The 12,055-nt window shown below is 61.7% G+C and carries 16 protein-coding genes; 8 read left to right on the forward strand and 8 right to left on the reverse strand.

Annotation, left to right across the window (positions count from 1 at the left end; translation table 11 throughout):
• The first annotated feature begins 80 nt into the window (after window positions 1–80).
• From WG900_RS11910 to queC, 6 genes are all read left to right on the forward strand, one after another.
• Window positions 81–851: a cold-shock protein gene (locus WG900_RS11910; protein WP_339967362.1), complete on the forward strand. Its 771-nt coding sequence runs from the start codon at window positions 81–83 to the stop codon at window positions 849–851.
• Window positions 852–989: 138 nt separating this feature from the next.
• The gene (locus WG900_RS11915) at window positions 990–2,180 is read left to right on the forward strand and encodes an aspartate aminotransferase family protein (protein ID WP_339967363.1); all 1,191 of its coding nucleotides are present in this window, start codon (window positions 990–992) and stop codon (window positions 2,178–2,180) included.
• The gene (gene argF, locus WG900_RS11920) at window positions 2,177–3,106 is read left to right on the forward strand and encodes an ornithine carbamoyltransferase (RefSeq protein ID WP_339967364.1); all 930 of its coding nucleotides are present in this window, start codon (window positions 2,177–2,179) and stop codon (window positions 3,104–3,106) included. The genes WG900_RS11915 and argF overlap by 4 nt, the downstream gene beginning before the upstream one ends.
• Window positions 3,103–4,008 carry an Hsp33 family molecular chaperone HslO gene (hslO, locus tag WG900_RS11925; protein ID WP_339967366.1) on the forward strand — a complete coding sequence of 302 codons (906 nt, stop codon included), beginning with the start codon at window positions 3,103–3,105 and terminating at the stop codon, window positions 4,006–4,008. Before argF ends, hslO begins: the two co-directional genes overlap by 4 nt.
• Before the next feature lie 103 nt (window positions 4,009–4,111).
• Window positions 4,112–4,525 (forward strand): hypothetical protein, encoded by a 414-nt coding sequence (locus WG900_RS11930; protein WP_339967367.1) that lies wholly within the window; start codon window positions 4,112–4,114, stop codon window positions 4,523–4,525.
• Between the two features lie 35 nt (window positions 4,526–4,560).
• On the forward strand, window positions 4,561–5,253 hold the full coding sequence (gene queC / locus WG900_RS11935) for a 7-cyano-7-deazaguanine synthase QueC (RefSeq protein ID WP_339967368.1): 693 nt from the start codon (window positions 4,561–4,563) through the stop codon (window positions 5,251–5,253).
• A 107-nt stretch (window positions 5,254–5,360) separates the two neighbouring features.
• Here queC and WG900_RS11940 read toward each other — a convergent pair whose 3' ends face one another.
• The 3 genes from WG900_RS11940 to WG900_RS11950 all read right to left on the reverse strand — a co-directional run bounded on the left by WG900_RS11940 (window position 5,361) and on the right by WG900_RS11950 (window position 7,893).
• Window positions 5,361–6,488, reverse strand: a complete 1,128-nt coding sequence (locus WG900_RS11940) for an OmpA family protein (protein WP_339967369.1) — start codon at window positions 6,486–6,488, stop codon at window positions 5,361–5,363.
• A 124-nt stretch (window positions 6,489–6,612) separates the two neighbouring features.
• Window positions 6,613–7,119 carry a DUF2793 domain-containing protein gene (locus WG900_RS20225; protein ID WP_417597737.1) on the reverse strand — a complete coding sequence of 169 codons (507 nt, stop codon included), beginning with the start codon at window positions 7,117–7,119 and terminating at the stop codon, window positions 6,613–6,615.
• 492 nt (window positions 7,120–7,611) lie between these two features.
• Window positions 7,612–7,893, reverse strand: a complete 282-nt coding sequence (locus WG900_RS11950) for a hypothetical protein (protein ID WP_339967370.1) — start codon at window positions 7,891–7,893, stop codon at window positions 7,612–7,614.
• A 138-nt stretch (window positions 7,894–8,031) separates the two neighbouring features.
• Between WG900_RS11950 and WG900_RS11955 the strand changes: the two genes are divergently transcribed.
• Window positions 8,032–8,673 carry a YqaA family protein gene (locus tag WG900_RS11955; protein WP_339967371.1) on the forward strand — a complete coding sequence of 214 codons (642 nt, stop codon included), beginning with the start codon at window positions 8,032–8,034 and terminating at the stop codon, window positions 8,671–8,673.
• Here WG900_RS11955 and WG900_RS20230 read toward each other — a convergent pair.
• The 4 genes from WG900_RS20230 to WG900_RS11970 form a co-directional block, all read right to left on the reverse strand.
• Window positions 8,588–8,923: a GDSL-type esterase/lipase family protein gene (locus WG900_RS20230; protein WP_417597740.1), complete on the reverse strand. Its 336-nt coding sequence runs from the start codon at window positions 8,921–8,923 to the stop codon at window positions 8,588–8,590. The genes WG900_RS11955 and WG900_RS20230 overlap by 86 nt on opposite strands.
• Window positions 8,892–9,413, reverse strand: a complete 522-nt coding sequence (locus tag WG900_RS11960) for an SGNH/GDSL hydrolase family protein (RefSeq protein WP_339967372.1) — start codon at window positions 9,411–9,413, stop codon at window positions 8,892–8,894. The genes WG900_RS20230 and WG900_RS11960 overlap by 32 nt, the downstream gene beginning before the upstream one ends.
• Window positions 9,414–9,500: 87 nt before the next feature.
• Window positions 9,501–10,703 (reverse strand): serine palmitoyltransferase, encoded by a 1,203-nt coding sequence (spt, locus tag WG900_RS11965; protein WP_339967373.1) that lies wholly within the window; start codon window positions 10,701–10,703, stop codon window positions 9,501–9,503.
• Window positions 10,700–10,939, reverse strand: coding sequence for an acyl carrier protein (locus tag WG900_RS11970; protein ID WP_339967375.1), 240 nt, complete (start codon window positions 10,937–10,939; stop codon window positions 10,700–10,702). The genes spt and WG900_RS11970 overlap by 4 nt, the downstream gene beginning before the upstream one ends.
• 202 nt (window positions 10,940–11,141) lie before the next feature.
• Here WG900_RS11970 and WG900_RS11975 point away from each other — a divergent pair, with 202 nt between their 5' ends.
• Window positions 11,142–11,612 (forward strand): c-type cytochrome, encoded by a 471-nt coding sequence (locus WG900_RS11975; protein WP_339967376.1) that lies wholly within the window; start codon window positions 11,142–11,144, stop codon window positions 11,610–11,612.
• Between the two features lie 12 nt (window positions 11,613–11,624).
• On the opposite strand, the gene WG900_RS11980 is transcribed toward WG900_RS11975, so the two are convergent.
• On the reverse strand, window positions 11,625–11,999 hold the full coding sequence (locus WG900_RS11980) for a response regulator (RefSeq protein WP_339967377.1): 375 nt from the start codon (window positions 11,997–11,999) through the stop codon (window positions 11,625–11,627).
• Window positions 12,000–12,055 lie beyond the last annotated feature (56 nt).

The following is a 12,055-nucleotide window of genomic DNA, read 5'->3' on the forward strand; positions in this document are numbered from 1 at the left end:
GCTCGACCTGTCGCCCGGCGCGTTTCGTCCACGCCGTCCGGGCAGCGACAACTGGGCGAAGCGAAGGTAATTGCAGGTTTATGGGTTTCGATAGAGGACGTCGCGGCCGGGGGCGCGACAAGCGGGACGGTTTCGGCGAAGAAAGTTTCGACCCGTTCATGGGTGGCGGCGGCGGCGGTGATCGCTTCGGCGGCGGCGGCGGTGATCGTTTTGGCGGCGGCGGAGGCGGTGATCGCTTCGGCGGCGGCGGCGGTCGTGGCGGCTTTGGCGGCGGTGATCGCGGCGGCTTCAGCGGCGGCTCGCGCGGCGGTGGTGGCGGCTTCGGCGGCCCGCGCGGCGGCGGTGGAGGCGGCGGCATGCCCGCCCAGGTTGTTGGCCAGGGCAAGGGCGTCGTAAAGTTCTTCAACTCGCAAAAGGGCTTCGGCTTCATCCAGCAGGAAGGTGGCGGCGAAGACGTCTTCGTTCACATCAGCTCGGTTGAACGTGCAGGCCTTGACGGTCTGGCAGAAGGTCAGGGCCTTGAATTCACGCTCGTCGATCGCGGCGGCAAGATTTCGGCCAGCGACCTTGTCGTTCTTGGAGATGTCATCGCGGTTGAAAAGCGCGAAGAGGCACCCCAGCGCGAACTGACCGGCGAAAAGGCTACGGGAACAGTCAAGTTCTTCAATTCGATGAAGGGCTTCGGCTTCATTACCCGTGACGACGGCCAACCGGATGCATTCGTGCACATCAGCGCGGTTGAACGGTCGGGCATGCGTGGCCTTAACGAAGGCGACCGGCTTGAATTCGACATCGAGGTCGATCGACGAGGCAAGTACTCGGCGGTCAACCTGACGCCGCGTCAGGACTGACTGCCGGCGATCTGCTGCCGGAAATTGACCGGTAGTCCGCAAACGAATAAATACGTGGCAATGGCGGCTCCTATGGAGTCGCCATTTGTCGTTTGCGGTCCCGGTTCAGCCAAATCTTGAGTTCAAAGGATACGTTCGATGTCGATTACCCCGCTCATGCCCGTCTATCCGCGGTGCGCGTTCCGGCCCGTCAAAGGCGATCACTGCCACCTGATCGGTGAAGACGGACAGCGCTATCTCGACTTTGCAGCCGGGATTGCGGTCAACATTCTGGGCCATTCGCACAAGGGGCTGATTGGTGCGATCCAGCGTCAGGCGGAAACGCTGATGCACGTGTCGAACCTTTACGGCAGTCCGCAAGGTGAGTCGCTGGCAAGCAGGATCGTCGATCTGACCTTTGCCGATACGGTGTTCTTCACCAATTCCGGCGCCGAGGCAGTGGAATGCGCGATCAAGACCGCGCGCGCCTATCACAGCCATGTCGGCAACGATCACAAGTACGAACTGATAACGTTCAAGAACGCCTTCCACGGTCGGACAATGGCGACGATCAGCGCGTCGAATCAGGACAAGATGCACAAGGGCTTCCTGCCCCTGCTTGCCGGATTCAAATACGTTGAATTCGACGATCTTGAAGCTGCGAAGGCAGCAATTGGCCCTAACACGGCCGGCTTCCTGGTCGAACCGGTTCAGGGTGAAGGCGGCATCCGCCCCGCGTCAGACGAATTCATGAAAGGCCTGCGCGCTCTGGCCGACGAACATGACCTGATGCTGGTGCTTGACGAGGTTCAGTGCGGCTACGCGCGCACCGGCAAGTTTTTCGCCTATGAGCATTACGGAATCGAGCCTGACATCCTCGCCAGCGCCAAGGGCATCGGCGGAGGATTCCCGCTTGGTGCCTGCCTGGCCACGGAAAAGGCGGCACGGGGAATGGTCATCGGCACGCACGGTTCGACCTATGGCGGCAATCCGCTGGCCATGGCAGCCGGCGAAGCTGTGCTGGACGTCGTGGGTAACGAGGAGTTCCTCGCGCAGGTTCGCACAATGGGTGACAAGCTGCGCGCTCGGCTGGAACAGTTCATCGGCAATTACCCGGAACTGTTTGAGGAGGTCCGCGGCAAGGGGCTGATGCTGGGCGTTAAGATGAAAGTCGAACCGCGCGGGTTCGTCGCGCACCTGCGTGATAACCACCAGCTGCTGACGGTTTCAGGCGGAGACAGCACGTTCCGCCTCGTCCCGCCGTTGGTCATTGATGACGGCCACGTCGAGGAATTCATGGAACGCCTGTCGGCAGGCGCGGCCAGCTTTGCTGTGGCAGAAGTCCAGTGAGCGGCAGGCACTTCCTTAATCTGGCCGATGCGGGTGGCGATGCCCTCGCCGCGATGATCAATGACGCGATTGACCGCAAGGCAGCACGGGCATTGTTGCCCAAGGGCATGGCCGATGCCGACGCGCCTCTTGCGGGCCACACACTCGCCATGATTTTCGAGAAGAGCTCGACCCGCACCCGCGTCAGCTTTGACATGGCAATCCGCCAGCTTGGCGGCACGGCGATCATCATGGATGCCGGGTCGACGCAGCTTGGCCGAGGCGAGACGATTGCGGATACTGCGCGCGTACTGAGCCGGATGGTCGACGCGATCATGATCCGCACCGATGACCACACCAAGGTTGAGGACATGGCCGCCCATGCCTCGGTACCGGTGATCAATGGCCTGACGGACCTGTCGCATCCCTGCCAGATCGTCGCCGACCTGCTCACTGTCATCGAACACGGCAAGGCGCTGCCTGGCCTTCAGGTCGCATGGCTTGGTGATGGCAACAACGTGCTCAATTCGATCGTCGAAGCCGCCGGACTGATGAAGTTCGCCGTGCGCATCGGCGTGCCTGAAGGTTATGATTGCGATGCCGGCTTCATCGAGCTGGCGCGCGCGCGCGGGGCAACGATTTCGGTCACAAGGGACCCACGCGAGGCTGTTGCAGGCGCCGATGTCATCGTTACCGATACATGGATATCCATGGGGCAAACTGGCGCAGAGGCGCGCATCGCGGCCATGGCACCTTACCAGGTCAATGATACCTTGATGGCCCTTACCCGGCCCGATGCCGTGTTTCTGCACTGCCTTCCCGCGCACCGCGGGGAAGAAGTGACGGACAGCGTGCTGGATGGCCGGCAATCGGTGATCTGGGACGAAGCGGAAAACCGTATCCACGCTCAGAAGAGCATCCTCCTCTGGGCGTTCGGCAAACTGTGAGCGAGGACGGCATCCAGATCGAGGACAGCGGATTTGACCGCGTCCTCGGGTTTACGATCCCCGACCGCAATGCCCGGGGGCGCATCGTCCGCCTGGGCCCTGTGCTGGATGAAGTATTGTCATCGCATTCCTATCCGGTTGCGACCCGGCAACTGCTTGCCGAGGCCCTCACGCTTTCAGCGCTGCTAGGTTCGCTGCTCAAGGACGACGGCAGCCAGCTCACCATGCAGGCCCATTCGGAAGATGGCATCGTCCAGCTGTTGGTCTGTGATTATCGGTCGGGGGAACTTCGCGGCTATGTGATGCACGATCCCGAGCGGCTGGCCGCACTCGAGGTCATGCCGTCGCTGTCAGAGCTGTTCGGCAAGGGCTACCTCGCCATAACCTTCGACATCGGGGAGACCGGGCAGCGATACCAGGGAATCGTGCCTCTCGAAGGAGATTCGCTCGCCGAGGCCTGCGAGGCCTATTTCGCACAATCGGAGCAGGTACCGACGCTGCTTCGCATTGGCGTGCGCTTCTCGCGAAGCGGAACGGTTGCAGGGGGAATGCTCGTCCAGCACCTCGCGGATGGCGAGGAAGGCCGCGAACGGTTGCACGTGCGGATGGATCATCCAGAATGGGAACACGTTTCGATCATGGCAGGATCAGTGACCAAAGAGGAGCTGATCGACGGCGGCCTGTCACTCGAGCAGGTGGTCTGGCGCCTTTTCCATGACGAAGGCGAGATCCGGGTCGAGCCGCGCCATCTCCTGACCAAGGGCTGTCGCTGCAATGCCGATCACTACCGCGATGTGCTTTCGCGCTTTCCGCAAGTGGAAGTCGATGACATGCGTGGGGATGATGGAAGTATCACTGTCGACTGCGCATTCTGCTCGAAGTTGTTCCACATCGAATTTTGAGATCGTTTGGTCGATCACACCGCACATTTGGCCGTCATTCCGAATTAGGATATATGTAGGAATTGAAGCAGGCGCGGCCTTATGCGCGCCGATAGGAAAATGCATGCCTAAGTCGAAAATTGCCAAGCCGTTTCTTGCGGTTCTTCTGCTCACAACTCTTGGTGTCACTCCAGCGGCTGGACAGCGCCGGCAGCTGACGATGCTGGACCAGCTTGTTGAGGGACGTTGGGAAATTCGGATGCGGGGCGAGCGACGTCCAATTGAGCGCATCTGCCTCCGTAATGGGCTAAGCCTGATCCAGCTACGCCATCCAGAGCAGCCATGCGATCGCCTGGTAGTCGAAGATACGCCGAGCTCGGTGACAGTGCAGTATATCTGCCGCGGCCGAGGATACGGTCGAACGCATATCCGGATGGAGAGCAACCAGCTGGTCCAGCTTGAATCCCAAGGTATCGCCGGAGGATTGCCCTTCGACTTTGCGGCAGAGGTGCGGCGACTGGGGAGCTGCGACCAGTGATTGCGTGAGCGCTGCCGAGTGAGTAGCTGCAAGCCATGACAAATCCAAAGCTCGCCAGTCCTGCTGCAGTCGTCCTTCTTTCCGGGGGGCTGGACTCCATGGTTTCCGCTGCTTTGGCGCAGGAATCCGGGTTCAGGGTTCATGCCCTGACCATCGACTACAACCAGAGGCACCGCATAGAGATTGAAGCAGCTCGCAAGATTGCCGCAAAGCTTGGCGCGGAACGGCACGAAATTCTGAAGCTGGACCTGCGCCAGTTCGGCGGCTCGGCGCTGACCGATGATATTGCCGTTCCGAAGACCGGGCTGACAGACGACATTCCGGTCACCTATGTTCCGGCGCGCAATCTGGTTTTCCTGTCACTCACACTGGCCTGGGCCGAAGCCCTTGGCGCGCGCGATATCTTCATTGGCGTCAATGCGCTCGACTATTCGGGCTATCCCGATTGCCGACCGGAGTTCATCGACAGCTTTGCCAAGCTCGCCAATCTGGCAACCAAGGCAGGTGCGGAGGGCGAACTCTTCCGCATCCATGCACCCCTGCAGTTCATGGGCAAGGCCGAGATCGCTGCCGAGGCCGACCGGCTGGGTCTCAATACGGCAGACAGTTGGTCATGCTACGACCCAACGTCTGACGGGCGGGCGTGCGGAACCTGTGACAGTTGCCGGCTGCGCAAGGCTGGATTCAACCAGGCCGGTATTTGCGACGGTACCGACTACGCCGAGTGATGCGGGGCCGCACGGCAATGGGTCAGCACGGCTTCAGTCTTGAGCAGACATAGAAAAAGGGGCCGGATTTCTCCGGCCCCTCAATTCTAACAACCTTTCGGCTGAGATCAGTTGCCCGAACCCGGACCGTAGTTGATCTCAACGCGACGGTTCTGGAGTTCGCGAACGCCGTCGGCGGTCGGAACGCGGTTCACCGTTTCACCAAAGGCCTGGCTGGTGACAACACCACCCGGGACGCCATGGCTGGTCAGGTAAGCCGTGACCGATTCGTTACGACGCTGCGAGAGACCGACGTTGTACTTGGGCGAACCCGAGCGGTCAGCGTGGCCGGCAAGCGAGATCGCAGCGCTACCGCAATTACCGTAAGCCGTGATTGCGTTGTCGAGGATCGACGCTGCTTCAGGCGTGATGTCCGACTTATCCCAGTCGAAGAACACGATGTACGGACCCTTGTTGCACGGCGGCGGCGGCGGAGGCGGCGGCGGCGGAGGCGGCGGGGGAGGCGGCGGAGGCGGCGGAGGCGGCGGCGGCGGCGGCGGAGCTTCCGCACCACCAAAGTTGTAGGTCAGCGAGCCAAGAAGGCTGTGCGACCGCCAACGGGTGGAAAGCGCGCGACCGTCGGTATCAACCATGTCAACGTTGTTCACGTTGAAGAAGCGATACTTGAGGCCAACGTCCCAGTGGTCGGTAATCGGAGCGCGCACGCCCGCGATTGCCTGCCATGCAAAGCCGGAGTCGCTGTCGTTCACGATTCCCGGGCCAGCCGAGTTGATCGAGTACTGAGCGCCGACACGAGCAACACCGACACCGCCGCCGATGAAGCCCTGAAGGCCATCATCTTCGCCGAAATCGATCATGCCGTTGAGCATGAAGCTGAGCGCGTTGCTGTCACCAGCGACGTAGTCGTAACGACCAATGCCCGACTTCAGGCTGGCAACGCTGCCAGCAGCGGGAATGCGGACCGTCGACGTCAGAACGTCGGGATCAGCTTCACGCCAGCTCGCCTCTGCTTCGAGACGAAACATGCCAAAGTCGTAACCGACAATGCCACCGAAATCGTAGCCGTACTCATGATCGACCGACATAGCCGAAGCCGTCGTGCCGATATCGTACTTCAGGTCTTCGACAATCATGGCGCCGCCATCTACTTCGACATACCATGAATCGTCACGGGCCAGAGCCGGCGTGGCGAGGGCAGTAGAAGCCAACGCCATCCCTATGACCAGTTTCCGCATTACAAATTCCCCTCTTTTTGGAATTGATGCCACCGAGTTACGACTGTCTATCGCCTAAGGTTTTGCCGCGCAAGCGGTCAAAGGCAGCACCTGTTGCAGGAATGCCGCATTTTCCATGCCTTGGTCAAGAAAATGATCGCAAAAGACACCACTTTCCGGGTTTTACATGCAAATGGGCACACCAAGCGCTCTGACCGCGCTCAGGCGGCAGGAAGCAGGCCGCTTCAATCAGTCGTGCAAGCAAGTCAGAGATCGCAGTACGCGCCTGAGAATCGACGGTTACTCCCACTTGCGGGGCCGCGACGGCAGCGGGAAGGGACCATTGGCTCGTGCGATATCGCATGGTCTGGCCGCTGGCGCTTACGGCCACGGACATTCCGTCTTGGGGGCCTACGAACAGCCAGTTGCCCGCCGCACCGCAAGCGATGTTGGCGGCTTTCCCCGCCCATTCGTCCTGCGGATTTGCCCCAACGATCCAGCAATCCCCATCGACTGGCGACGTTGGTGGCGAGCTGGCGACGCCTTCGACCCGGGCATGCAGCAGCGCATCGATTCGGACGAGCGCCCCGTTGACGAAAGCTTCTTCTGCGCCTGCGCCCCGTTGGGCCAGGTCAGCTTGCGCAGCGACGATTCATACAGTGGCCGCTGTTCGGGCCGGGCGATGGCCAGCAAGACGCTTTCGCCTTCAACCGTCACGCGGCGCGCTTCGCCCAGCGAGGACGCGATCAGGGCAATCCGCGCTTCGGGATGGCGGCGGGCCATTTCGCGGACCCCTTTCCGCCCCGGCGCGGGTCTTGCCAAAGCCGCGTCCGGCCAGCAGCAGCCATGTCTGCCAGTCACCCTGCAGTGCGCGCTGTTGCGGGCGGGACCAAACGTCCCAGAACCAGCGACTGCGATCTTTCTCGCACTTCCCAAGTGTGGCGAGGAATTTCTGGCGCTCGTCATCCTCCATCGCCAGGAGCGACGTTCGGCTAACCCGCTTCATCGGCGAGCATCATGGCAACCGCTTTTTCGCGGCTGTGCATGGCATCAAGCTTGGCTCGCTGTCCTAGCTTTCGCCCATGCGCCGCCGGTGCAGCAGTTCCATTGCAAGGTTGTCATAGCCTTCGCACAGGGCATCGAATCAGCGGCGGCGGAATTCGGCATCGTCGCGGAGTGTCTTGTAGACCCAGCTCAGGCTGATGTCGGCAGCGGCAGCCGCGGCGGAAATGTTGGAAGTATCGGCCAGGGTGGCCAGAAACGTGGCACGCCAGTTCTTGGGCGCACCAAAGCGGCGACGGGATTGCGACGGCTGCTTGCCGTCCGGCAAGTCGGCCATGAGCAAGGGGGCTTTCGGAAATGGGAGGGGGCGGTGAAGGCGGGATAATTGGGCGAAGCCCCGAATCGGTTCATCGCGATCTTTCATATATGTACCGAAATAACATGAAGATTTCAAGAATAAAGAACCATATCGGTTAATCACTGGCCGCGCTTGCCCCGTTCCGGTGCTGCCGATATGAGGGCGCGCAACTGATCCGGCCTTATGCCTTTGCAGGGGAATCCAATGCTTCGCCGCCTTTATGAATGGACCATGGCCAAGGCATCGGATCCGCGCGCCGAATGGTGGCTGGCCGCGTTCTCCTTCATGGAATCGAGCTTCTTCCCGATCCCGCCGCACCCGCTGCTGGGGCTGATGTGTCTGGCCGAGCCGAAAAAGGCGATGCGCTTTGCCCTGATCACCACGATCTCTTCGGTGCTGGGCGGCCTGTTTGGCTATGCCATCGGCTTCTTCGTGTTCGAGGCACTGGGCGCGCAGATCCTTGACGTTCTGGGGCTGGCGCAAAGCTTTCCCAAGGCGGCCTGTTACCTGCGCGAATTCGGCGTGGAGATCATCCTGATCAAGGGCGCCACCCCGATTCCGTTCAAGCTGCTGACCATTACCGCCGGCTTCATTGCCATGCCGCTGGTCCCCTTCATCCTTGCCAGCATGGCCAGCCGCGGCTTCCAGTTCCTGCTGGTCGGCGGCCTGTTCCGCCTGTTCGGCGCGCCGATCAAGCGCTTCATCGACAAGTATCTCGCGCTGGTTTCGGCGGCCTTCGTGGTGCTGGTCGTCGGCGGCTTCATCCTGGCGGCCTACATGAGCGGCGCTCCCGGCAAGACCAGCGCCAAGTGCGAAAGCCCGGCGGCAATCGGGGCGCCGGCGTAAGGCTCCCAGCCTCTGCCAGCGCCTTGTCGAACACCGGGCGCATCGCGGCATAGCCGGCGGCCGACGGGTGGAGGCCGTCTTCGGTGTGGCCCGGCTTATAGCCGCCATGTGCGCCAGCAAGCACGGCATGATAGTCTGCGAGGACCAGCCCTTTTTCCTGCGTCAGTGACCGCAGCCAGCGATTCTGTTCGGCGATGACGGCGGCGGGGCGCTGATCTTCATCGAACGGGTTTCTCGTCAGCGGCGGCAGGGTGCCCGAGGATCACGGTCACGCCATTGGCCCCCGCGGAATCGACAATCGCGCGCATGGTGCCTTGCCAGATCGCCGGGGTGACCGGGCCGTGGACGCCAAGCACCTCGTTCGTGCCGGTGAGCACGTGGGCGACGCGCGGTTTGAGCGCGAGGGCGCCTGAGCCAAGGCGGGTGAGAACGTGGGCGCTCGAATGGTCTGGAATGCCGCGGTTGGTGCGGCCTTCGCCAAACAGGGCGGCATCGAAATCCTGCCAATGGCTGGTCAGCGAATCGCCGATGAAGGCCACATCGATCTTCTGTCCGGCGCGCAGCACATTGGCATTCTGGCCGGCGAAGGCGCAAGTGTCGGTCCAGTTATCGGCAAAGGGCCGATCGCCGAGAAGGTGGCGCAGCAGATTGGCTGCCTGCCGCCCGGTGCCGCCGCCGAATTCGCCGCAAAGCCGCTTCGGACATGCCTCGGATCGGTAGTCGCAGCCAGTTTGCCGCAAGGTGGAGCGCCCCGACGAAAGCCAGCAGATACAGCTCCAGCCGGCATGCTGACTTGCGCCAGTTTCTACGTCGGGCCACCCCGAGGTTCAGCCGAGGATGCCCGCTGCGGCGCCGGCGCGCTTGAACATGCCGATGATAGTCCGGACCTGCTCGGCCGTGTGTTCGGCGCAAAGCGAGCAGCGCAGCAGGGTCATGTTGGCAGGCGTTGCAGGCGGACGGGCAAGGTTCACATAGAGCCCTTCGTTGAGCAGGGCCTCCCACATCGCCGCGCCGCGCTCAAGATCAGGCATGATCACCGAGATGATCGCGCTTTGCGGCTCATCGGTGCCGAGCTGGAAGCCGGCGTCCTTCAGCCCCTTGTGCAGCGTCTTCGAATTTTCCCAGAGGTGCGCGCGCTTGTCGCCGGCGTGCATCAGCTTGCGGATCGAGGTGCAGGCCGTGGCGACAACGCTGGGCGGCAGGCTCGCGGTGAAGACGTAGGGACGGCAGACCAGCCGCAGGATCTCGAACTTCGGGTGGTTGGAAACGCAGAAGCCGCCGACCGTGCCGACCGACTTGGAGAATGTGCCGATGACGAAGTCGACATCGTCGAGACAGCCCTGATCCTCTGCCACGCCGCGACCATTGGGGCCGATGAAGCCCATCGAGTGCGCCTCGTCGACCAGCACCATCGCGCCGTTTTCCTTGGCGACGCGGATCATTTCCTTGAGCGGGGCAATATCGCCGAGCATCGAATAGACGCCCTCGAGGATGACCAGCTTGCCGGCGCCTTCGGGAATGCGTTTCAGGCGCTTTTCCATCGCCTCGATATCGTTGTGCTTGAACGGCACGACTTCGGCATCGCCCAGCTTGCAGCCATCCCAGATCGAGGCATGGCTATCGATGTCGAGAACGATGTAGTCGCCCTTGCCGGCAACCGTGGAAATTATCCCGAGGTTTGCCTGGTATCCGGTCGAGAAGACCATGGCGTGCTTCATGCCGTAGAAATCGCAGAGCGCTTCCTCGACCGCACGGTGTCCAACATAAGTGCCGTTGAGGACACGGCTTCCGGTGGTGCCGGCACCGAATTCTTCAAGCGCTTTCTTGCCCGATGCAATGACATCCGGATCAAAAGTCATGCCCATGTAGTTGTAAGTGCCGAGCAGGATCGTCTCGCGCCCGTTGCAAATCGCCACGGTGGGGGAGAGCACTTTTTCCATGACCATGCCGAAGGGATCGGTCTGGCCGGCGGACAGCAGGTTGGTCCGCAGCTCGATCAGCGGGTCGAATTTGGAAAACAGATCGGTCATGCCTGAAGCTTCACCACAGCATCGACGAGCTGGCCGTAATTCTCGATCTCGGCCTGCTGGTTCATCGATATGATGATGTCGAATTCATCCTCGATGGCGGCGACGAAATCCATCACCGACAGGCTGTCGAGCTCAAGATCCTCGGCAAAGGTCGTCGCGTCGGTAACCTCGACGTTCTTCTTGTTGAAGGGATCGAGCAGCTCACGAATCTTCTCATCGGTGGCTTGGCGGTCCATCAGTTAAGGTGCTCCCGAAATCTGCAGTTGCGAATTCACCGGCCCCTTGGCCAACGATTGAGGCCGAAAAGCGGCGCTGGCGGCCAAATGTCAAGCCTTGGCAAGCGCGCCATCTGCAGGCATCACTGGCGCAAGGCCGGGAACCAAGGTCCGATTTCATCCTGTTCCCGGTGGTGTCGCCGCCGACCTGAAAGGACCACTAATGCGCAATTCCCTTAGTGCCATCGCCATTCTCGCCCCCCTGCTGGCACTATCCGCCTGCGGCAATCCCGATACGCCCGGCGGCCGGGCAGCCGATGCGCGGCACGAGAATTTCGAAGCATTGGGCGACGCATTCAAGACGATCGGCGACGAGCTGAAGGCCCAGGCACCCGATGCCCAGAAGGTCCGCGCCGCCGCTGCAACTGTCGCGGCCAAGGCCAAGGACATGCCAGGCTGGTTCCCCGCCGGCAGCGGGCCGGATGCCGGCCTCAAGACCGATGCCAAGGCCGATGTCTGGACCAAGCCTGACGAATTCCGCACGGTAATGACCGCGTTCCAGGACTCGTCGGTCAAGCTGCTGGCGGCCGCCGACGGCTTTGCCGCTGGTCAGCCGGTTGTCGGCTTGCAGGAAGCGGTCAAGCAGGCTGGCGGAACCTGCAAGAAGTGCCACGACGGATTCAAGACCGACTGATCGGGGGCGCGCTCACACGGTGCGCTCGACCAGCCCCTTCACCGCCGCCATGAACGGGCCGATCGACACCGGCTTGGCGAGGTAGCCCTCGGCCCCGGCGTCGCGAATGCGGTCCTCGTCGCCCTTGCCGGCATAGGCGGTGACGGCCAGCACCGGGATCGGTCGCAGGATCGGATCGCGCTTGGCCTGTTCGATCAGTTCGACACCCGAAACGTCGGCCAGCTGGATGTCCATGATGATCAGGTTGGGCACGAATTCGCGCGCCCTTTGCAAGGCGACATGGCCATCGGCCACGGGTTCGACCACGTAGCCCTGGCTTTTCAGGACGTCGCAGAACAACTTGCGGTTGAGGTCGTTGTCCTCGACAACGAGGATGCGCTTTGCCATGCGCGTCTTCTAACCTTGGAACGGAGTGACTGGCAATTCTGCGCGATCCCAAATCC

The organism is Novosphingobium aquae (genome assembly GCF_037572715.1).
GTDB classification, from domain to species: domain Bacteria; phylum Pseudomonadota; class Alphaproteobacteria; order Sphingomonadales; family Sphingomonadaceae; genus Novosphingobium; species Novosphingobium aquae.

Excerpts from the sequence above, each read along its gene's own strand:
- queC (WP_339967368.1), top strand. The coding sequence starts at position 4,561 with ATGACAAATCCAAAGCTCGCCAGTCCTGCTGCAGTCGTCCTTCTTTCC.
- WG900_RS11930 (WP_339967367.1), top strand. The coding sequence starts at position 4,112 with ATGCCTAAGTCGAAAATTGCCAAGCCGTTTCTTGCGGTTCTTCTGCTC.
- WG900_RS11915 (WP_339967363.1), top strand. The coding sequence starts at position 990 with ATGTCGATTACCCCGCTCATGCCCGTCTATCCGCGGTGCGCGTTCCGG.
- WG900_RS11950 (WP_339967370.1), bottom strand. The coding sequence starts at position 7,893 with ATGAAAGATCGCGATGAACCGATTCGGGGCTTCGCCCAATTATCCCGC.
- WG900_RS11955 (WP_339967371.1), top strand. The coding sequence starts at position 8,032 with ATGCTTCGCCGCCTTTATGAATGGACCATGGCCAAGGCATCGGATCCG.
- WG900_RS11910 (WP_339967362.1), top strand. The coding sequence starts at position 81 with ATGGGTTTCGATAGAGGACGTCGCGGCCGGGGGCGCGACAAGCGGGAC.
- WG900_RS11940 (WP_339967369.1), bottom strand. The coding sequence starts at position 6,488 with ATGCGGAAACTGGTCATAGGGATGGCGTTGGCTTCTACTGCCCTCGCC.
- WG900_RS11970 (WP_339967375.1), bottom strand. The coding sequence starts at position 10,939 with ATGGACCGCCAAGCCACCGATGAGAAGATTCGTGAGCTGCTCGATCCC.
- WG900_RS11980 (WP_339967377.1), bottom strand. The coding sequence starts at position 11,999 with ATGGCAAAGCGCATCCTCGTTGTCGAGGACAACGACCTCAACCGCAAG.
- spt (WP_339967373.1), bottom strand. The coding sequence starts at position 10,703 with ATGACCGATCTGTTTTCCAAATTCGACCCGCTGATCGAGCTGCGGACC.
- WG900_RS11975 (WP_339967376.1), top strand. The coding sequence starts at position 11,142 with ATGCGCAATTCCCTTAGTGCCATCGCCATTCTCGCCCCCCTGCTGGCA.